Here is a 19,535-nt window from a genome sequence, read left to right on the forward strand (position 1 = left end):
CTCCCTATCGGCTCTCGACCGTGAAGACGATGCGATTGTTCCGGTCGCGGCCATCGGCCGTCGCGTTGGAAGCGACGGGCTTTGATTCCCCATAGCCAACCGCGGTCAGCCGCTCGCGCCTTACCCCGTCCGCCACGAGCCGTTCCAGGACGTTTTCGGCTTCGTCGGCGCTGAGCGCCTTGTTGCGCCTGGCGGAACCGGCGGAATCGGTGTGGCCGCTGATCTCGACGCGCGCAGCTGGGCAACGCTGTACGATGGCGGCGAGACGGTCGACAAGGCCGAAGCTCTGCGGCTGGATCGATGCGTCGTCCTCGTCGAAAACGATCTGCTGGCGCGAGAGCTCAACGTCGAGCGCCTGCTGGCATTCGGGCGCCGATAGAGGATCCCCGCCCACCGCGACGATGATCGCCGAGCTGAGGACATATCCTTCAGGAAGCGCAGCGGTCAGATCGGCCTCGATTGCCTGCCGGGCACCATCCGAAACGGCGGCACCAGAGAGATCGAGCTGGCGATCAGTCAGCACGGCATGCCCGGCGGCAAGGCGGCTGACGGCCTGGAGTGCGGCCAGCACGCCCTCCTGCAGACCATCAGGTGCACCGCTCGCGCGGTCCAGCCCAAGCTCGATCTCCCCGTCAGGAAAGAGAGGTTTCGCTGCAGCCAGAATCGCAGCCGTCATCTCATCGGTCGGCACATAGCCCGAAAGCGTCAAGCCGCGATCAGTCCGGAGAATACCGAAGACGAACGGCGAGACGGCAGCCGGTGCCACGGCGTTGCGCCCCAGCGTCATGCTCGCCGGCAAGGTGCGTTTCAGTTGCTCCGTCAGTGTCTTGAAATCGGCAACAGACGCGGCCTCTCCTTCGATGCCGTAATTGCGGCCCGTGAGCGATACGGCCCCCTGGCCGAGCAGTGCGAGCTGGCCGAGGCTGAAGCGCAAGGCGCCAATCCAATCCATTTTTGGATCGCCGGCAGCGATGGCCAGCCGGTCCTCGATCCTGAGCGACGGGAACTGGCGCGTCGCCTCGGCCGCGATCTGCTTTTCCGCCCCTTCCGTCGGCACGTAGCCGGACAGGATCACACGATCGGCCTCGCGCGTCGCACGCCAGACATAAGGATCGACGAAGGGCGGCTCGACATCGACGCTGCCGATCGTCACGCCCTCCTCGGTCTTGTCTCGGCGGGCGCCGAGATCGGCCAACATCGCCTGATGATCATCGACCGACTTGGCCTTGCCGGATAGCGTCAGGACCGCGCCCTCGATCAGGGCGAATCCTTCCGAGAGATGGGGCAACTGTGTGGCGGCAAAGGCTGCCGCCGAACCGAAGCCTTCCGGCGCGCCCGAGGCGAGCCGCGTCTGATCGTCGATGGTGATCCCTGGCCCGGCCGCTGCCAATGCGCTGCGAATGGCGCCACGCGCGAGTTCGGAAGGAACGAAGCCCGTGATGACCGCCGTGTGGCCGTCATAGTTGACGCGCCAGGTGAACGTCGCGGCGCGCGGCGGCAGGATACGCACGGTTCGCAATTCGATGCTTGGCGGTAGCCCATGCGTCAGCGCATCCGCTGCCGAGGCGAAGCTTGCCTCGTCTTTCGCGGTGCCATCGATCGAGAGCGAGGGGCCGGCGAGCGTCGCCGTACCCTCCGAAAGTTCGGCAACGCGCGCGACGGCGAATTGCGCGAGGCCAATGAAGTCAACAGGCTGGCCGCGCGCCAATGTCGTGTTGTCCGTAACCGGGACGCCCGAAAGCCGCGTGGCCATATCGGTCTTGAGTGCAAGCCGGACGTCGCCAGAGGGCAGATAGCCCGTCAGCGTCAGCCCATCGGCGGATCGGGCAAGCGTGAAGACATAGCTCGCCTGCAGCGGCAGGATCGCGCTTGCATCAACGACTCGCCGGATGCCCCAGACGCCGCTGGCGGCTGCAATGGCCAGCCGCTGGGCTTCGAGAGTTGGTGCGGTGCCCGACAGGATGGCCGTTTGGCCGTCGACAGCCACGCTCGCCCAGGACTGCCCGGCATCGACGAGCTGCTGGTCGACGCGGGCGGCGAGGTCGCTCGCCATCGGCCCGGCCGCGAGAACGAACACCGCAGCGGTCAACAGCGAGACGAGGAGAAGCCCGGCAGCGAGAACAAAGCGGAGCCCGGCCATCAGCGCCACGCTCTCAGGAGACGGCTCACGCCGAAGCGATTTACCGCGAAGAGGAGACACGGCACGGCTTCGCCAGGCGCCGCCGGCACCCGATTTCCTGCTCCAAGCGGGTCAATGCCGGCCGTCATTCTACCTCTCCGGCCACGCCCGCCCGCTACGAACGCCGGCCGGCGCCGCCGCGAAACGGGGAGAGGAATGGTTGCCGAATTCGGAGGGCCGCCGCAAGCCGCCATCGCGAGACGGCGGTGGATGAATGGTTCAGCGCGAGGCGGTGGCGGCGTTCTTGCTGAGCCAGTCGTCGGCCAGCGCCAGCGCTGTGCGGCGCTCGGTTTCCGTCGCGACCGAGAAGGCCTGTTCCTGCAGCCTCTGGATCCAGGGATCGAGCGGCTTGGCGCGGTCACGCGCGACGGTCAGGAACATGAGGCCGAGCACCGGCTCGCGATTGACGCCTTCCCCCTCGAACAGCATATGGCCGAGCAGCGCCTGTGCGCCGACATTGCCCTTGTTCGCGGCAAGCTTCGCCCAGCGGACGGCTTGGCGCGGATCGCGTTCCCCACCCTCGCCGTCATAATACATCCGGGCCAGATTAAGCTGCGCGTCCGGATCGCCAAAATAGGAGGCTGCATAGGCAAACATCTGCCGCGCACGGCCGAAATCTGGCTGGATCGAGCTGTTCGGTATGCCTTGGCGATAATAGGAGCCGAGCTCGACAAAGGCATTGGCGACGAAGCGGGCAGAGCTGCCTTCCGGATTGTCGTCGGCATGGCCGTCGGCGATCTCGCTGAACATCTCGAACGCTTTGATGTCATCCTTGGCGAGGCCATCGCCCTCGGCATACATCCGGCCGAGCTTCCACTGCGCCCCGGCATGGCCCTTCTCGGCGGCATAGGTCAGCGCCTCGACGGCAGCTGTCTTGTCGCCCTGCTTATAGGCGTTGTAGCCGAAACGGAACGCTTCCATTGGCGTCGCGTTTTTGTCGAGCGTGCGCGCATCAAGGGCATAGGCTCCCGCGAGGCCGCTGAGAAGACCGATGCCAAAAAGGGCGGCGCCGCCGAACGCGTTACAAAACCGCATAGCTTGCCACTTCGTTATGGACAGCCGACCAGGTTGCGGCCAAAGACGGCCGCACGAGATCAAGGCAGGTCGCGTTTCCACGACCATTGTTGGATTGCTGGAAAGAGTGCACCCGGTTTCCGGCGAAACCTAGGCCGTCCCGCCATAGGCCGGTCGAATGACTCATCCCTGCCGTCGATGCGAAAGCAAAACAGGTATTTCCCACAATACGCCGCAAGGTCTGTCCTATCCGCCCCCGGATCGCTGGCGAAGCTCGTGTCGCTTTATGGCTGAAAGGCGGCAGATGATGTCTGGCGAAGGTCTTACGACGACAATGAAATCCGGTGTTGCGGGACCGCCACAGAGTGACATCGGCGCCACCGCAACCGCAATCGGTTGCTAGCCCGGACTAAATCGACCGGTTTCCAGCCGGAACTCCTGGCGGCACGGTCGAACAAACAGGAAACACCCTCGCCGTGAAGCCGGCAGCATGGCAAGATTCGTGCTTGATTCGGATGGCCCGCCCGGCCATGTCAGCGGCCGGACCCAAACGGAAGACCCATGGACGACACCAGCGATCTCTTCGGATCGGCAGCGGCCGAGATTGTGACCGAGAACAGCGCGCCGTCAGCGGCCGCCAACAAGGCTGCAGCCGCACGCCGATCGAGCCAGGCCGCAGCCGAGGCCGATTATTCGGCCGCCGACATTGAGGTGCTCGAGGGACTCGAGCCGGTGCGCCGGCGTCCTGGCATGTATATCGGCGGCACCGATGAAAAGGCGCTGCATCATCTCTTCGCCGAGGTGATCGACAATTCGATGGACGAGGCCGTCGCCGGTCACGCCAATTTCATCGAGGTCGAAGTCTCTGTGGATGGCTTCGTGACGGTCACCGACAATGGGCGCGGCATCCCGGTCGACCCGCATCCGAAGTTCAAGGACAAGTCGGCGCTCGAAGTCATCATGACGACGCTGCATTCGGGCGGAAAGTTCGATTCGAAGGTCTACGAGACGTCCGGCGGCCTGCATGGCGTCGGCGTTTCCGTAGTGAACGCGCTGTCGGAGGTGCTCGAGGTCGAAGTCGCGCGCGGCCGAAAGCTCTATCGCCAGACTTTTGCACGCGGGGTTCCAACCTCGGGGCTCGTGCTTGTCGGCGACGTTCAGAACCGCCGCGGCACCCGTACCCGCTTCAAGCCCGATGCGCAGATCTTCGGTGCCGCAGCACAGTTCAAGCCGGCGCGTCTCTTCGCGATGGCCCGGTCCAAGGCCTATCTCTATGGCGGCGTCGAAATCCGCTGGAGCTGCGCGCCGGAACTTCTTGGGCCGGACGCAGCGACACCTTCGACGGCGGTGTTCCATTTTCCCGGCGGGCTCAAAGATTTCCTCGCGGCGGACCTAACCGGCGAGAAGACCGTCACCGGCCAGATCTTCGCCGGTCGCACTGATAAGACCTCGGGCCATGGCGCGGCGGAATGGGCGGTCGCCTGGTTCCCCGGGGACGGCTATGTCCGTTCCTATTGCAACACCGTGCCGACACCCGAGGGCGGCACGCATGAGCAGGGGCTGCGCTCGGCGCTGCTCCGCGGGCTCAAGTCCTATGCTGAGCTAACCGGCAACAAGCGCGCGTCGGTGATCACTGCCGACGACGTGATGACGTCCTGCGCCGCGATGCTTTCGGTATTCGTGCGGGAGCCTGAATTCGTCGGCCAGACCAAGGATCGCCTCGCTTCGGGCGAGGCGACGCGCATCGTCGAGAAGGCGCTCGGCGATCCGTTTGACCATTGGCTCGCGGCCTCGCCGCAGGACGCGACACGCCTGCTCGACTGGGTGATCGAGCGCGCCGAGGAGCGGCTTCGCCGGCGGCAGGAAAAAGAGGTCAACCGCAAGAGCGCGGTCCGCAAGTTGCGCCTGCCGGGCAAGCTGGCCGATTGCAGCCAGACCGCGGCCCAGGGCAGCGAGATCTTCATCGTCGAGGGCGACAGCGCCGGCGGCTCGGCCAAGCAGGCCCGCGACCGCGCGAGCCAAGCGATCCTGCCGCTGCGCGGCAAGATCCTCAACGTCGCCAACGCCGGCCGCGAAAAGCTCGGTGCCAACCAGCAGCTCGCCGACCTGATGCAGGCGCTGGGCGTCGGCCCGCGCAACCAGTATCGCGACGAAGATCTGCGCTACGACAAGGTCATCATCATGACCGACGCCGATGTCGACGGCGCCCATATTGCCTCGCTGCTCATCACCTTCTTTTATCGCGAGATGCCGGAGCTGATCGCCACCGGCCATCTCTATCTCGCTGTTCCGCCGCTCTACCGCATCACGCAGGGCGGCAAGACGCTTTATGCCCGCGACGACGGCCACAAGGACGAATTGCTGGCGACGGAATTCACCGGCAAGGGCAAGGTCGACATCGGTCGCTTCAAAGGCCTCGGCGAGATGATGCCGGCGCAGCTCAAGGAAACGACGATGGACCCCAGGAAGCGCACGCTGCTACGCGTCGGGATCGTCGACGGCGAGATCGAGCTGACGCGCGACACGGTCGAGCAATTGATGGGCAACAAGCCGGAGGAGCGCTTCCGCTTCATCCAGGACAACGCCGCCTTCGCAACCGAGATCGATATCTAGGGATCGATCGGCCGATAGCAGAAGGACGACGCGGCAGCGAGTTCGCCGCGGCGGTTCATGCGTCGGCCTGCCAGGCCGTCTGCATGTCACGCAACCGCTGTCTATCGGCATCGAGGGTCAGAGCGGCCTCGGCGCGTGAGAAGGCCATTTCCGCCTGCCGACGCGCTGCGGCGCGGAATGCGGCGTCGCCCAGGGCGCCCAGCGCGTAGAGAGCCTTCTGGATGCGCAGTTGCACCTCGACGAGCGCCGCTCCATCGCGGGCCATCAGCATGAAGGCGTCTTCGAGCAGATCGTCGGATTCGAGCGCTGGCACATGCAGGCGCTTGTGGCGCATCGCGTCGGGCGCCGGCTCGGGCCGTTCGGCCCAGATGCTCAGCAGGCGTGTCATGCGGCCGATGACATCGATCGCCGTTCCCGAATCGTTGAATGCGGCCGAGAGTGCGCGCGAGCCGATCTCGCTCATGACCGCGAGCCCGAAGCGCGGATCCTGATCGAAATTCCGTTCCGCGGCGATCGAATAGGCGCGCCTGATCGTCTCTGTGATGTCGTTCGCCGCCTCGTCCTCGGGTGGCTGCTCCAGAAATGCGAGCGGCGAATTTGGAAAGATAAAAGCACCGGGAATCGCCGCCAGGACGATATCGGACCCGATCTCGTCGGCGAGGCCCGCCAGCGCTCCCATGTCGATATGCTGCACATAGCCGATGCTATCGGCGGTGACCGCCCAGCCTTTGGCGGCGCGCGCCCGCATCGCCTCTTCGAGGCGCAGTCCTCCAAGATAAGGCTCCTCGATCCGCGACTCGAGAGCTGCCAGCGCCGCCGCCTCGACACGGTTGGTTGTCTCGCCGACACGGCCAAGCCGGGTCAGATGATCGATCCAGCGCAGCAGCGTCACCACGATGAGGATGATCACGCCAATCGTGACCAGGAACAGGATGACGCGACCACGATCGCCATATGCGCCGATCTTCAGAACCACGATGCCGACGATACCGAACAGGAATGAGCCGATAAAGGTCGAGAGCACGTTCTGGGTGACCCGATCTTCCATCAGCAGCTTCGTGGCGCGCGGGGTGACATTGCTGGTCGCCGAGCCATAGGCGGATGTCATGACGCTCAATGAGAAGGTCGTCACCGCCAGCATGCTCGACGCGATGATGTCGAGGATGCCTTCAACGGCGTCGGCGCCGATCTTGCCGGGCAACTGCCAGGGGATGTAACGCTCGATCACGGCCGCTAATACCGCGGCGACGACACCAAGCGCGCCGATGAGGCTGGCTCGAAACCAGAGGCGCCGCGTGAACTGCCTCCAGAGCCATTGCCAGCGCGACATGCTTTCCCCCTATCGTGGCGCACCAAGCGACGCCGATTCCATCCAACCTATGTAATGCGGTCTTCGCCGCCGACATCTGCCACGGAATGACAGGGGTGATGGAACTCACAGGGCTGTTTGCAGCCTCCTTCCTGGCGGCGACGCTGTTGCCAACGCAATCCGAGGCGGTGCTGGTCGCGTTGCTGATCAAGGGCGACGTCGCGCCGTGGTTGCTGGTCGCAACGGCCAGTCTCGGCAATGTGCTCGGCGCCATCGTCAACTGGCTGCTCGGCCGTTTCCTGGAGCATTTCCGGCAGCGGCGCTGGTTTCCGGTGAGCGGCGCGGCGCTGGGCCGGGCGCAGCGTTGGTATCGACGCGCCGGGCGCTGGAGCCTTCTATTCTCGTGGCTGCCGATCGTCGGCGATCCGCTCACCGTCGTCGCAGGCGCCTTGCGAGAGCCGCTGTGGAGCTTTGTCCTGCTCGTCGCTATCGGCAAGGTCGGCCGCTATGTCGTTCTTACGCTCGCAACGCTGGGTCTCGCTGGCTGATGGCGCGGCTTGCCAGAGGCGCGCGATGACGCGATAGATTTTCGCAACGCTGCCAATCCGTCTCGATCCGGAACGACATCATGCGGAAAAACTTGCTTGGTCCTGCAATGAGGGCGGCGGCCACCCTGGCGCTTTTCGCCGGACTGCTCGCCCCCATGGTGAACACAGCCCGGGCCGACAGCGTCTCCAATACGGTCCAGGCGCTCGATGCGTCGGTGCAAGACCTGCGCATCGCCGGCAATTGGGAAAAGGACGGCCGCAAGGGTGTCTACCGGATTCTCGTCGCTCGCACGGCAGCGCCGAAGCCGACGGCGCGGCTCTTCGTGCAGTGGATCGCGACGGGCGTCGACGGCTCACTCCGGGTCGAGCGCTCGATCGAAATTGCCGAGCTTGCCGAACTCAAGCTCGATATCTCCGACTTCGTCGCCGAATCGGATCCAGACGGGCTGAGCGTTTTCGTCGAAGTCGTTGACCCCTCGCAGGACACCGACCAGAGCTACGAACTGTTTGTCGATGACGACGGGACATACCGGTTTGGGCCCGCCAGTAACTAAGTTCGACGCGAATCGCCGCCGAAAGCGCCGAATTCCTTCAAAAGATTTGACAAATCGTCACCGATGCGGGTATTTGCCAGCGTCACTCATCGATGGTGATGGCGTTCTCTCGCTGTCCCACGCAGCCTTCGGGCCTTTTTCTTCTTGACCACATCCTTCTCTACGCTCGGGCTTAGTCCCAAAGTGCTGGCCGCCGTTGAATCGAGCGGCTACACCACGCCGACGCCGATTCAGGCCGAAGCCATCCCGCATGTCCTCAATCGCCGTGACGTTCTGGGCATCGCCCAGACGGGAACCGGCAAGACGGCTGGCTTCGTGCTGCCCATGATCACCCTGCTCGAGCAGGGTCGGGCTCGCGCCCGCATGCCGCGCACGCTGATCCTCGAACCGACGCGCGAACTCGCTGCGCAGGTCGAGGAGAACTTCAACAAATACGGCCAGAACCACAAGTTGAACGTCGCCCTGCTCATCGGCGGTGTCTCGTTCAACGAGCAGGAAAAGAAGCTCGATCGTGGCGTCGACGTTCTCATCGCGACGCCCGGCCGCCTGCTCGATCACTGCGAGCGCGGCAAGCTTCTGATGACCGGCGTCGAGATCCTCGTGATCGACGAAGCCGACCGCATGCTCGACATGGGCTTCATTCCGGATATCGAGCGCATCAGCAAGCTGCTGCCGTTTGGCCGCCAGACGCTGTTCTTCTCTGCGACGATGCCGCCAGAGATCGAACACCTTGCCGATACGTTCCTGTCCAACCCGGCCCGGATCGAAGTCGCGAAGCCTGCGACGACGGCTAAGACGGTAACGCAGGTCTTCGTGGCTGTCGGGCGCGAGTCGGCCGAGAAGCGCGAAACGCTGCGCGAACTCATCCGCAACGCAGTCGATCTCAAGAACGCGATCATCTTCTGCAATCGCAAGCGCGAAGTCGCTGTTCTCGCCCGCTCTCTGGAGAAGCATGGCTTCTCCGTCGGCGCATTGCACGGCGACATGGACCAGCGCGCCCGCATGGCTACGCTGGACGGCTTCAAGCATAACAAGATCACGCTGCTCGTCGCGAGCGACGTGGCGGCGCGCGGGCTCGATATCCCCGATGTCAGCCATGTCTTCAACTTCGACATCCCGACGCATGCCGACGACTACGTCCACCGGATCGGCCGCACTGGCCGCGCCGGCCGGTCGGGTACAGCGATGACGTTGGTCGCTCCCGCTGACCAGAAATACCTTTCGGCGATCGACAAGCTGACCGGCGACGGCGTGAAATGGCTCGGCGATCCCGTCGGAGCCGCGCCAAGCCGCGAGCGGTCCGAGCGTCCGGAGCGTGCTGAACGCCCCGAACGTGCGCCCCGCGCTGAACGCGCGCCTCGCGCACCGCGTGCAGCAGATACGGCCAAGTCCAGCGAGCCGCGCGAAAGCGTTGTCGAGGCGAAGCCCGCCACGACCGCACCGCGCATCGCCGAAGAGCCCGTCCGTCCGAGCGCCGAGGGCCGCCGCGAGGCAACTCGCCGGCAGCAGACGGCACGCCCGGAGCGGCCCCAGCGTCGCGACCGCGACGACGGTGGCGAGCGGGTTATCGGCCTTGGCGATCACGTGCCGCAATTCCTGCTACGCCCGGTTCGCCTCCCGTCCTCCTAGGATCGGGACAAAGACCATGCTGACGGCTGCCGCCGACGGCCCGTCGGTGTTAAGCGGCCGTTAGGCACGATTATCGACCGCGGATGCAGCGCAGCGGCGCGACCGATTGTATTAGCTCCTCGTTAGAAATTCGCGTCCAGATTGCAGCCGACGAAGATTGATATTCGTTCGATGCGATTGGATGGGGGGCCATGGTCGCACGCAGCTTCGAGGATACGGCGCTGCTCGCGCAACGCGCGCTTGCGCTGCTGAAGGCTTATGACCTTCCGGCCGAGCCGCGCTACTATGCGCTTTGGTATGCCTATGTGGCTGAGCGCGAACCGCTGCTCAACGAAGCCATCGACGGCATCATCCGCGAGCGCGGGCGTCTCTCGCTTGAGGAGGTGTCGACCCTCCAGCGCGCCTTTCTCGACGGCAGGACAGAGTCCGAGGCTGCCAGATGTCAGCCTGGCGAACCTGATCCGATCCTCGCCGCCATCGCGACCGCAGCACTCGACGGAGCTTCGGATGCGGCGCTTCGGCTCGCCGTGGCTCGTGACGCGATCAAGGACCAGGACACGCGGCACTCGACGGAAGATCTCGTCAACCGCCTCGTGACCGCCTCCCGCATCATCGACCAGCGCAAGCGGCGTATCGAAGCCGAACTGGCAGAAGCCCGCTCGGAGCTCGATATGCTGCAGACCAGCCTCGACCATGTCCGACACGAGTCGATGCGCGACCAGCTGACGACGCTCGCCAGCCGCAAACATTTCGACGACGCATTGGCGGCCGCAATCGGAGAAGCGACCACGACCGCGACGCCGCTGTCTCTCTTGTTCACGGACATCGACAACTTCAAGTCGTTCAATGACCGGTATGGACACCAGACGGGCGACCACGTCCTGCGGCTTGTTGCGCTGGCCGCAAAGCAGAATATCCGCGGCCAGGACACGGCGTGCCGCTATGGCGGCGAGGAGTTCGCGATCATTCTGCCGCGGACACCGATCGCCCAGGCGACAATTATCGGCGAGGCCATCCGGGAAGCGGTAATGAACCGCGAGATCCGGCAGAGGTCGACCGGCGAGCGGCTCAGCCGCGTCACGATCTCGATCGGCATTGCCAGCTTCCGTCCCGGCGACACCACACAGACAATGATTGAACGCGCCGACAGCTGCCTCTATGGCGCGAAGAGCGGTGGCCGCAACCTCGTTGTCGTCGAGGTCGACCCGCTACGGCGAAACTCCGCCTGAGAGGCGGGCTAGAGCTTCACCAGCACCCAGCGGGCGAGATCCACCAGCACGACGTCGAGCGCCGCATTGAGGCCCGCGATCGCCTCAGGTGCCGTATCGGCTGCAACCGGTGCGCTCGCCTTGAAGACCTTGGAATCGACGATGCGGCCGTTCCGGTCGTTCAGAATCCGCGCGGAGATTTCGACCTCGGCGGTCATTCCCGCCGGGCCGACCACGACGTTGAAACTGCGGATATCGGTCAGCAGCTGATAATCGATGGACAGGCCTTCGCCAGGGCGTCCGACGGCGTGAGCCTGCTTCGAACGCTCGAAAGTTTCGATGACGCGGGCCTGGAGGACGTTTGGCAGCGTGTCCGGATATTGAGCGTTCGGATAATAGGCCATGAGTGAGCCGCGCGAGACGACGATGCGCTGGCTGGCAAGGATCTGCAGCGCCGATGGTGCCGGCACCAGGATCTGCGCGCTGCCTGTGCTGCCAACCTTCGGCAGGTCGGTCGGTCCGGTGAGGTCATAGGTATTGGGTGGCGGCGTCGTCACCAGCTTGCTGACGCAGCCGGCGAGCAGCATGGCCATGAAAACCGCCATGACGGCGCCATATGGCAGGGATCGCTTCATCTCAGCCATCGACGTCTGCCTCGCTCTGCCGGGAGTCGGGATCAGGGAGCTCATTTCCGGTTATAATCCTTGACCGTCGGATTGCCGAAGACGAAGCCCTGCGGGTTGTTCTGCACGGAATTCAGCGTGCGATTGAACTGGTTCGTGGCGCGCTGCAACTGAAGCACGAGTTGATCGACATTGCGAAGGCCCTGCCCCGTGAAGTCGGCGAGGTTCTTCGATATATCGTCGGCGCGGCCCGAGAAGGCGTCGGCAACCTTGCGGATCGAGGTTGCCGCGGCGGCGGCTTCGCGGAAGAAGTTCTTGCCGTTTGGATCCTTCACAAGATCTTCGGCACCTCCGAGGATCGTGTCGAGGCGCGCGGAGGCCTGGTTGAGACGGCCCATCAGCTGATCCGTATTGGCAACGATCTGGTCGACCTGAGGCTGCTGCTTCTTGACGAAACCAACGAAATCGCGCGCATCGCTGACAGCCGCGCCGGCATCCGACACGATCTTGTTGATGTCGACCGTAGCAGTCTGAACGCGCCGCGCCACCGTAGCGATGTCCTGGATCGTGCTCTTCACCGCCTCAACCTGCACCGCCTCGACGATCTGGCGCGCTGAATCGAGCGTTCCGGAAAGCTGTTCCGAGACCTTCTTTATGTTGTCGACGATCTGGGGGAACGAATCCGCCGCCGTCGAGAGCTTCGTCACGACGGTATCGATCTGGTTGATCGCATTGGCGACCTTGCTGGGGTCGACGGCCGCAAGGATGTTGTCGGCCTTGCCAACGAGGCCCTGGAGATTGCCGGAGAGATCGCCGATCTTCTTGGAGAGATCCGAGACATTGGCGAGGAAATCGTTGACGCCCTCGGAGTTGTCGGCCAGCGCGCTGGTGAACTTCTGGACGTTCGACAAAGTCACCTTGACCGAAGGCTCCGCCGTCTCGAGCACGGAATTGACCCGGTCGACCGTGACGTTCGCCTTCTTCAGCAGTTCCTGGGCGCTTTCGAGAATCTCGCTGAGGCCCGAGCCCTGCGCGATCAGCGTCGGGATCTCCTGCTCATCGAAAATGCTCGGCAGGTTGGCCGAGCCGCCGCGGAACTCGATCGATGCGATGCCGGTCAGGCCCTGGACGCCGACCGAGGCCTTGGTGTCGGACTTGATCGGCTGGTTCGGATCGACAGAGACCATCGCCTCAACCTGATTGGGATCCTGCGGGTTAATCCGAAGGCTGGTGACGTCGCCGATCCGGATGCCGTTGAAGAGCACCTGGCTGCCGGTGGCGAGGCCCGTCACGGAGCCCGGAATGAGCACGCGCATCGGCTTTCGAGCGCCGTTCTCGTCGTAACGCGCGAGCCAGTAGACGAAGGCGAAACAGGCGACGAGCACCGCGAGGGTGAAAATGCCGATCGTCGCGTAATTGGCGCGGGTTTCCATGCCTGTCGCCTATGCCTCCAGGCGGCGCGCACGCGTGCCGCGAAAATATTTCTGAACCCAGGGATTATCGAATTCGAGCATGTCCGCCATCGTTCCTTCTACCAGAACGTGACGGTCGCCAAGTACCGCGATTCGATCACAGACGGTGTGCAAACTGTCGAGGTCGTGCGTGACCATAAAGACCGTCAGGCCGAGAGTCGCCCGCAGCGTCGCGATCAACTCGTCGAATTCGGCGGCGCCGATCGGGTCGAGACCTGAGGTGGGCTCGTCCAGGAAAACGATATCGGGATCCAACGCGAGCGCGCGGGCAAGACTGGCGCGCTTGATCATGCCGCCGGACAGCTCCGATGGCATGCGGTCCGCGGCCTCGGGCGCAAGGCCGACCAGCTCGATCTTCAGTCGTGCCAGCTCTTCCATCAAACGCGGCGACAGCCCCAGATGCTCGCGCATCGGGAACTCGACATTCTGCAAGACCGTCAGCGAGGAGAACAACGCGCCTTGCTGGAAAAGGACGCCCAGTCGCTGGTCAATCTGGGCCCGGATGGCCGGCTCAGCATCGTCGTAAGGCTGGCCGAGGATCTCGACCGAGCCGGCCACCTTGGCCTGCAGGCCGAGAATGGTCCTCAGCAGAACGGACTTGCCCGTGCCGGAGGCGCCGACGATGCCGAGGATTTCGCCGCGATAGACGTCGATATCGAGATTTTCGAGGATCTTGCGTTCGCCGAAGCCAACCGTGATGCCGCGCCCCTTGATGACGATCTCGCTCTTGACCGGGACGGCGTTCTTGCGGACTGCCATGGTCAGTAGCTCACGGCGCTGAAATAGATGGCGAACATGCCGTCGACGACGATCACCATGAAGATCGCCTTCACGACCGACGACGTGGTGCGGGCGCCGAGCGATTCGGCGCTTCCCTCGACGCGGAAGCCCTCGGTCGCCGCGATAATGCCGATGATCAGGGCCATGAACGGCGCCTTGATGAGGCCAACCATAAGCGTATTGACCGCCACCGCATCGCGCAGCCGCAAGATGAAGGCAGAGGGCGGCAGGCCGACATAAATCCAGCTGACGAGGCCGCCGCCGACGAGCGCCGCGAAATCCGAAATAATGGTCAGCAGCGGCAGCGCGATGATCAGCGCCAGGATGCGCGGCAGGACCAGCACCTCGTTGACGTCGAGGCCGATGACGTCGAGCGCGTCGATCTCCTCGCGCATCTTCATCGAGCCGATCTCGGCCGTGAATGCGCTGCCCGAGCGACCGGCGATCATGATGGCGGTCAGCAGCACGCCGAGTTCGCGCAGGACCAGCACGCCGACGAGATCGACCGCATAGACCTCGGCACCGAAGCTGCGCAACTGGAAAGCGCTCTGTTGCGCGATGATGGCACCGATCAGCAGCGACATCAGCGCGATGATCGGCACCGCGCGGAGGCCGGCGCGATCGATGTGATAGACGACCGAGGTAATGCGGAAGCGCGAAGGATGGCGAACCGCATTGAGAAGACCGACGGTGACGCCGCCAAGGATGTTGAGGCCGGCTTCGAGGTCGGAAACCGCGCCATACATCGCGCGGCCGATGCCCTCGAGAAGCTCCATCCCGACGCCGATCTGCTTCCGGCGTGGCGGTAGCTCGCGCTCGACGGATTCGAGCGCGGAGAGCAGGCGCATCACATTATCGGAGCCGCCTTCGACGTCGACTGATCCGCCTTTCGCCTTGATCTCCCGTTCGAGCCGGGTGATCAACCAGCCACCGGCCGTGTCGATATGGTCGACGTCGGAAAGATCAATCCGAGTTGCCTTGCCGGAGGCGGCGGCAACGGCCTTGTCGACCTCGCCCTCCAGATGGTCGGCGTTGCTTAGCGTCCACGGACCATGCGGAACGAGCCGAAGCCCGCCATCCGAATCGTTCGCTTCAAGATGCGCCGCTGCTTCTGCCGCCACAACCATACCGTTGATGAGCCCTCTTCGGACACGGTGCCCGAGGGCAGCCCTTGTGACGCCTTCAGGTCGCCCATAAGCTCCCGTCCGAAGCATCCTAGTGACACGATGATGGGAAGCCCGGCAAGCTCCCACTGAAAGGAAGCCGTTCGATGCAGATCGTGACACCCTATCTGTTGTTTTTGGGTGACGTTCCCGATGCCCTTGCGGCCAAAACCGCCCTCGGCATCGTCGACTGGCGGCCGGAATGGTGCGTCGGGCAATTGCGGCTTCCCGGCTGCAAGGCCGATGCGGGCGTGCCGGACATGACGATCGCCGAGGCGAAGGCCGCAGGCGTCGCAACCATGATCGTCGGGGCGGTCAATGCCGGCGGCGTTCTACCCGCGCATTGGGTCGCGACGATCGTCGCCGCGCTCGACGCAGGCCTCGACGTCGCCAGCGGCCTGCATTCCCGCCTCGCCGACAGTCCGGCCATCCGTGAAGCGGCGGAGCGGAGCGGCCATGCGCTGCACGATGTTCGCCATTCGAGCGAGCGCTTCGCCACCGGCAAGGGAGCCAAGCGGACCGGCATGCGGCTGCTCACCGTCGGAACCGATTGCTCCGTCGGCAAGAAATACACGGCGTTGGCGCTTGAGAGTGGCATGCGCAGGGCCGGCCTCGACGCGGATTTCCGCGCAACAGGCCAGAGTGGCGTCTTCATTTCCGGCCGTGGCGTCGCGATCGACGCCGTCGTCGCCGATTTCATCTCGGGAGCTGTCGAATGGATCGCCCCGGCGGCGGCACCCGATCACTGGGATCTCGTTGAGGGTCAGGGTTCGCTGTTCCACCCCTCTTTCGCCGGTGTATCGCTCGGCCTGCTGCATGGCGCGCAGCCCGATGCGTTCGTCGTCTGCCATGAACCGACACGCAGCCACATGCGCGGCGTCGCTCATCCCCTGCCCTCGATCGAAGAGGTGATCGCGCTGACGATCACGTGCGGCCGGCTGACCAACCCGGCGATCCGCTGCGTCGGCGTCGCGATCAATACCGCGGCCCTTTCGGACAGCGAAGCCGCGAGCCTGCTGCGCGAGACCGGCGCGAGGCTGGGGCTTCCGGCCGTCGATCCGATCCGGACCGGCGTCGAGCCGATCGTCGCGGAGATCGTCCGCCTCTATGGCGGAAGCGACAAGCCATCATGACCCTGCGCAAGCTGTCGGTCGCCATCGAACGCTGGCCGATCGCCGGTTCGTTCGTCATTTCCCGCGGCGCGCGCACCGAGGCGACCGTGGTCGTCGCGACGATCGAAGATGGCGATGATGTCGGGCGTGGGGAATGCGTTCCCTATGCCCGCTACGGCGAGACGGTCGAGGGCGTCGTCGAAACCATCCGCACACAAAGCTTCGCCATCGCCGGCGGAATTGACCGCGTCGGCATGCAGGCCGCGCTTCCTCCCGGCGCCGCGCGTAACGCGCTTGATTGCGCGCTGTGGGATCTCGAGGCCAAGAAAAGCGGAATCAGCGTCACGGAACGGCTCGGGATGGCCGCGCCGAAGCCCCTCACAACCGCCTATACGTTGAGCCTCGGGACGCCCGACAGCATGGAGGCGGCAGCGCGCGCCGCAGCCGACCGGCCCCTGCTCAAGGTGAAGCTCGGCGGTGCAGGCGACGATGCGCGGATCGCCGCCGTCAGGCGTGGAGCCCCTACGGCCCGGCTCATCGTCGATGCCAACGAGGCGTGGGCGCCCGAGGAGTTCGTCTCCCTCATGCGGGCCTGCGCGAATGCCAGGGTGGAACTGATCGAACAGCCCCTGCCCGTCGGCGCTGACGACCTTCTGCGTGACACCGAGCGCCTCGTTCCTGTCTGCGCCGATGAAAGCCTGCACAGCGCGGAAGACTGCGTCGCGCTCGCAGACCGCTATGACGCCGTGAACATCAAGCTCGACAAGACCGGCGGCCTCAGCGAAGCGCTCGGGGTGCTCGCGGCGGCCCGGGCCAACGGCCTCGCCGTCATGGTTGGCTGCATGGTCGGAACGTCGCTCGCCATGGCGCCAGCCGTGCTTCTGGCGCAGCAGGCTGACTTCGTCGATCTCGACGGGCCGCTCCTGCTCGCGCGCGACCGTGAACCCGGGCTCGATTATCGCGGAAGCTTGGTCAGTCCACCAACGCCCGCCCTTTGGGGCTGAGCACGCAGACGCGCGACAACGATGATGATGACGGCAAGCGCGGCGAAGGCGCTCATGACCCAGTACGCATGCACGCCGAGCCGCTCATAGAGCGTACCCGCCATCAGTGTCGTCAGCGCCATCAGCCCGCCGGCGGACATCATGCAGAGCCCCTGCGCCGAGGCTGTCATCTCTTCCGGGACCGTACGGGCAATCGCGAGCTGCATTCCGACGAATGTGGCGCCGAACGTGAAGGCGTGCAGCGACTGCAACAAGAAGGTCATGGCAAAGCTGGTGATGAGCGGCAGCAACGCCCATCGTATGACCGCGGCGAGCGCGCCCGCGAGGATCAGCGTCTCCGCTCTCAGCCGCAAAAACCGGCTGGAGATCGCGAACATCACGATCTCGGCGACGACCCCGGTTGCCCAAAGCACGCCGATTTCGCTGCCTGAAAAGCCGAGCGCCTGCCATTCGATCGTGCCGAAGGAATAGAAGATGCCGTGGCTGGCCTGGATCAGCCCGGTCGTGGAGGCGATGACCAGAAAGGATGGGCTGAGCAGGATCGTGCGAGCGGATTTGCGAGGCTGGCGGCTGGCATCGTCGGCAAGTCGCTCGGCCTTCGGCGTCACCGGCAGCAGAAACGCCACCGCAAGACAGGTGGCAAAGCCGGCGATGATCAGGGGTGCCAGGATTGGGGCGCCAAAAGCGCCAAAGATTACGCCCGCGCCGAGGCTGGCACAGACGAAGCTGATCGAGCCCCAGACGCGCATCCGGCCATAGTCGAGCCCGAACCGGCGCACGCCGGTGAGCGACAATGCATCGACCGCCGGCTGGATCAGTGACCAGGCGGTCACCGCGAGACCAGTCAGGACGAGGATCAGCAGATTGCCCTGGGCAAGCGTGGCCGGCACGAAGAACAGCAATCCGAGCAGGGCGAACAGGACGATCGCCATGCGGCGGTTCGGCGCGCGATCGGCCAGCCAGCTCCCCGCCGGCGTCGCGATCAGACGGGCGGCCAGCGGAAAGGCGAGGCAGGCGGCGATCTCCTGCGGCCCGAAGCCACGCTCCATCAGCCAGACGGGCAGGAACGGCACGGTGATGCCGCTCACCAGGAAGGACGCGGCATAGAAAAACGAAAGACGAGCGCTGAAAAGCGATGGCGCGGCGTTCATGAGGGCAATCGATTTGGAGAAGGGAACGGCGCGGCGGGGGACCGCGCCTCAAGATCCGGCATCAGGTGTCAGAGGGTATCAACCGCCGCCTGCCAAGGCCATGGCCGACTGACGACCTTGTAGCCTCTCAATCGGCCGCGAGCGCACGCGCCAGCATGGCCGCGTCGATATTGCCGCCCGAGAGCACGATGACCACGGTGCGACCGGCGACATTGAGACGACCCGACAGGAGAGCGGCGAGCGCGACCGCCCCGCCCGGCTCAACGACGAGTTTCAGGATGTGGAAGGCGAAGGCGACGGCTGCCAGGGCCTCGGCGTCGGAAACGGCGAGCGCGCCGGCGGCGAGGCGCTTGTTGATTCCGAACCCGATGGCGCCGGGCGCCGCAGCTTGCAGCGCGTCACAGACAGAGCCGGAGGCGGCGGCGTTGCGTTCGATACGGCCAGACGCCAGCGAACGTCCATAGTCGTCAAACGCCTGCGGCTCGACGAGATGAACCGCCGCTTCGGGAACGCGGTGATGCATCGCTAGGGCGACGCCGGATGAAAGGCCGCCGCCGCCGCAGGGTACCAGCACGGCATCGGCACTCATTTCCCGCAGCGCGAGATCCTCGGCAATCTCCAGTCCGATCGTGCCCTGGCCGGCGATAACCAGAGGCTCGTTATACGGATGGATCAGCCGGGCGCCCGTTCGCGCCGTGATCTCCGCGGCGATTGCCTCGCGATCGGCGCCGCCGGCGCGGTGATAGGTGACCACGGTGGCGCCGAGCCGCCGTGTACCCTCGAGCTTCGCCTTCGGCGCATCGTCCGGCATGATGATGGTGGCGGAGACCCCAAAAAGCGCCGCAGCAGCCGCGACACCCTGCGCGTGATTGCCGGATGAGACGGCAACGACGCCGGCGGATCGCTCCGCTGCATGCAGTGCGGCAACAGCATTATAAGCGCCGCGAAACTTGAATGAGCCCGTCCGCTGGAGCGTTTCCGGCTTGATCAGGATACGCCCGCCGAGGCGCGCGTCGAGCGCGGCGCTGGTGAGGAGTGGCGTTCGAACGGCCTCGCCGGCAATACGGCGGGCGGCGGCTTCGATGTCGTCGATGGTGACCATGAAAGCTCGCTAGCAAGCGCGCGCCGCCGCCGCAAGGCCGATCAAGCGGCGCTCCTCGCGGCGGCTACGTTGTC

Annotated in this window: 16 protein-coding genes; 7 read left to right on the plus strand and 9 right to left on the minus strand. The window is 64.9% G+C overall.

What is annotated here, in order from left to right; translation table 11 throughout:
• Nucleotides 1-4: 4 nt before the first annotated feature.
• Both BUB39_RS15970 and BUB39_RS15975 read right to left on the minus strand, forming a co-directional pair.
• Nucleotides 5-2,140 carry an OmpA family protein gene (locus tag BUB39_RS15970; protein WP_073055179.1) on the minus strand — a complete coding sequence of 712 codons (2,136 nt, stop codon included), beginning with the start codon at nt 2,138-2,140 and terminating at the stop codon, nt 5-7.
• A gap of 258 nt (nt 2,141-2,398) precedes the next feature.
• Nucleotides 2,399-3,214 (minus strand): tetratricopeptide repeat protein, encoded by an 816-nt coding sequence (locus BUB39_RS15975; protein WP_073055181.1) that lies wholly within the window; start codon nt 3,212-3,214, stop codon nt 2,399-2,401.
• Between the two features lie 540 nt (nt 3,215-3,754).
• Here BUB39_RS15975 and parE point away from each other — a divergent pair.
• Nucleotides 3,755-5,806, plus strand: coding sequence for a DNA topoisomerase IV subunit B (gene parE / locus BUB39_RS15980; RefSeq protein WP_073055183.1), 2,052 nt, complete (start codon nt 3,755-3,757; stop codon nt 5,804-5,806).
• 55 nt (nt 5,807-5,861) lie between these two features.
• On the opposite strand, the gene BUB39_RS15985 is transcribed toward parE, so the two are convergent.
• The gene (locus BUB39_RS15985) at nt 5,862-7,136 is read right to left on the minus strand and encodes a DUF2254 domain-containing protein (RefSeq protein WP_073055185.1); all 1,275 of its coding nucleotides are present in this window, start codon (nt 7,134-7,136) and stop codon (nt 5,862-5,864) included.
• A gap of 86 nt (nt 7,137-7,222) precedes the next feature.
• Between BUB39_RS15985 and BUB39_RS15990 the strand changes: the two genes are divergently transcribed.
• The 4 genes from BUB39_RS15990 to BUB39_RS16005 all read left to right on the plus strand — a co-directional run bounded on the left by BUB39_RS15990 (nt 7,223) and on the right by BUB39_RS16005 (nt 11,075).
• Nucleotides 7,223-7,663, plus strand: coding sequence for a YqaA family protein (locus BUB39_RS15990; protein ID WP_073055187.1), 441 nt, complete (start codon nt 7,223-7,225; stop codon nt 7,661-7,663).
• 80 nt (nt 7,664-7,743) lie between these two features.
• Nucleotides 7,744-8,217 (plus strand): hypothetical protein, encoded by a 474-nt coding sequence (locus tag BUB39_RS15995; protein ID WP_139251499.1) that lies wholly within the window; start codon nt 7,744-7,746, stop codon nt 8,215-8,217.
• Between the two features lie 144 nt (nt 8,218-8,361).
• The gene (locus tag BUB39_RS16000) at nt 8,362-9,846 is read left to right on the plus strand and encodes a DEAD/DEAH box helicase (RefSeq protein ID WP_073055192.1); all 1,485 of its coding nucleotides are present in this window, start codon (nt 8,362-8,364) and stop codon (nt 9,844-9,846) included.
• A 191-nt stretch (nt 9,847-10,037) separates the two neighbouring features.
• The gene (locus tag BUB39_RS16005) at nt 10,038-11,075 is read left to right on the plus strand and encodes a GGDEF domain-containing protein (RefSeq protein ID WP_073055194.1); all 1,038 of its coding nucleotides are present in this window, start codon (nt 10,038-10,040) and stop codon (nt 11,073-11,075) included.
• 8 nt (nt 11,076-11,083) lie between these two features.
• On the opposite strand, the gene BUB39_RS16010 is transcribed toward BUB39_RS16005, so the two are convergent.
• Genes BUB39_RS16010 through BUB39_RS16025 form a run of 4 tightly spaced genes read right to left on the minus strand, consistent with a single transcriptional unit; the run spans nt 11,084 to nt 15,056 of the window.
• Nucleotides 11,084-11,698, minus strand: coding sequence for an ABC-type transport auxiliary lipoprotein family protein (locus BUB39_RS16010; protein WP_073055195.1), 615 nt, complete (start codon nt 11,696-11,698; stop codon nt 11,084-11,086).
• A gap of 41 nt (nt 11,699-11,739) precedes the next feature.
• Nucleotides 11,740-13,110: an MCE family protein gene (locus BUB39_RS16015; RefSeq protein WP_073055197.1), complete on the minus strand. Its 1,371-nt coding sequence runs from the start codon at nt 13,108-13,110 to the stop codon at nt 11,740-11,742.
• A gap of 9 nt (nt 13,111-13,119) precedes the next feature.
• Nucleotides 13,120-13,908 (minus strand): ABC transporter ATP-binding protein, encoded by a 789-nt coding sequence (locus tag BUB39_RS16020; protein ID WP_073055200.1) that lies wholly within the window; start codon nt 13,906-13,908, stop codon nt 13,120-13,122.
• A 2-nt stretch (nt 13,909-13,910) separates the two neighbouring features.
• The gene (locus tag BUB39_RS16025; RefSeq protein ID WP_073055203.1) at nt 13,911-15,056 is read right to left on the minus strand and encodes an MlaE family lipid ABC transporter permease subunit; all 1,146 of its coding nucleotides are present in this window, start codon (nt 15,054-15,056) and stop codon (nt 13,911-13,913) included.
• Nucleotides 15,057-15,199: 143 nt separating this feature from the next.
• On the opposite strand from BUB39_RS16025, the gene dgcN reads away from it, so the two are divergent.
• Both dgcN and dgcA read left to right on the plus strand, forming a co-directional pair.
• Nucleotides 15,200-16,225 (plus strand): N-acetyltransferase DgcN, encoded by a 1,026-nt coding sequence (gene dgcN / locus BUB39_RS16030; protein WP_073055205.1) that lies wholly within the window; start codon nt 15,200-15,202, stop codon nt 16,223-16,225.
• A gap of 2 nt (nt 16,226-16,227) precedes the next feature.
• Entirely contained in the window at nt 16,228-17,208 is a 981-nt protein-coding gene (gene dgcA / locus BUB39_RS16035; protein ID WP_073055644.1) for an N-acetyl-D-Glu racemase DgcA, read from the plus strand.
• Here dgcA and BUB39_RS16040 read toward each other — a convergent pair.
• Entirely contained in the window at nt 17,160-18,359 is a 1,200-nt protein-coding gene (locus BUB39_RS16040; protein ID WP_073055207.1) for an MFS transporter, read from the minus strand. The two genes, dgcA and BUB39_RS16040, sit on opposite strands and share 49 nt — an antisense overlap.
• Nucleotides 18,360-18,486: 127 nt before the next feature.
• Nucleotides 18,487-19,461, minus strand: coding sequence for a threonine ammonia-lyase (locus BUB39_RS16045; RefSeq protein ID WP_073055209.1), 975 nt, complete (start codon nt 19,459-19,461; stop codon nt 18,487-18,489).
• Nucleotides 19,462-19,535 lie beyond the last annotated feature (74 nt).

Source organism: Kaistia soli DSM 19436, from assembly GCF_900129325.1.
Lineage (GTDB): Bacteria > Pseudomonadota > Alphaproteobacteria > Rhizobiales > Kaistiaceae > Kaistia > Kaistia soli.

Excerpts from the sequence above, each read along its gene's own strand:
- BUB39_RS15970 (WP_073055179.1), bottom strand. The coding sequence starts at position 2,140 with ATGGCCGGGCTCCGCTTTGTTCTCGCTGCCGGGCTTCTCCTCGTCTCG.
- BUB39_RS15975 (WP_073055181.1), bottom strand. The coding sequence starts at position 3,214 with ATGCGGTTTTGTAACGCGTTCGGCGGCGCCGCCCTTTTTGGCATCGGT.
- parE (WP_073055183.1), top strand. The coding sequence starts at position 3,755 with ATGGACGACACCAGCGATCTCTTCGGATCGGCAGCGGCCGAGATTGTG.
- BUB39_RS15985 (WP_073055185.1), bottom strand. The coding sequence starts at position 7,136 with ATGTCGCGCTGGCAATGGCTCTGGAGGCAGTTCACGCGGCGCCTCTGG.
- BUB39_RS15990 (WP_073055187.1), top strand. The coding sequence starts at position 7,223 with ATGACAGGGGTGATGGAACTCACAGGGCTGTTTGCAGCCTCCTTCCTG.
- BUB39_RS15995 (WP_139251499.1), top strand. The coding sequence starts at position 7,744 with ATGCGGAAAAACTTGCTTGGTCCTGCAATGAGGGCGGCGGCCACCCTG.
- BUB39_RS16005 (WP_073055194.1), top strand. The coding sequence starts at position 10,038 with ATGGTCGCACGCAGCTTCGAGGATACGGCGCTGCTCGCGCAACGCGCG.
- BUB39_RS16010 (WP_073055195.1), bottom strand. The coding sequence starts at position 11,698 with ATGGCTGAGATGAAGCGATCCCTGCCATATGGCGCCGTCATGGCGGTT.
- BUB39_RS16015 (WP_073055197.1), bottom strand. The coding sequence starts at position 13,110 with ATGGAAACCCGCGCCAATTACGCGACGATCGGCATTTTCACCCTCGCG.
- BUB39_RS16020 (WP_073055200.1), bottom strand. The coding sequence starts at position 13,908 with ATGGCAGTCCGCAAGAACGCCGTCCCGGTCAAGAGCGAGATCGTCATC.
- BUB39_RS16025 (WP_073055203.1), bottom strand. The coding sequence starts at position 15,056 with ATGGTTGTGGCGGCAGAAGCAGCGGCGCATCTTGAAGCGAACGATTCG.
- dgcN (WP_073055205.1), top strand. The coding sequence starts at position 15,200 with ATGCAGATCGTGACACCCTATCTGTTGTTTTTGGGTGACGTTCCCGAT.
- BUB39_RS16040 (WP_073055207.1), bottom strand. The coding sequence starts at position 18,359 with ATGAACGCCGCGCCATCGCTTTTCAGCGCTCGTCTTTCGTTTTTCTAT.
- BUB39_RS16045 (WP_073055209.1), bottom strand. The coding sequence starts at position 19,461 with ATGGTCACCATCGACGACATCGAAGCCGCCGCCCGCCGTATTGCCGGC.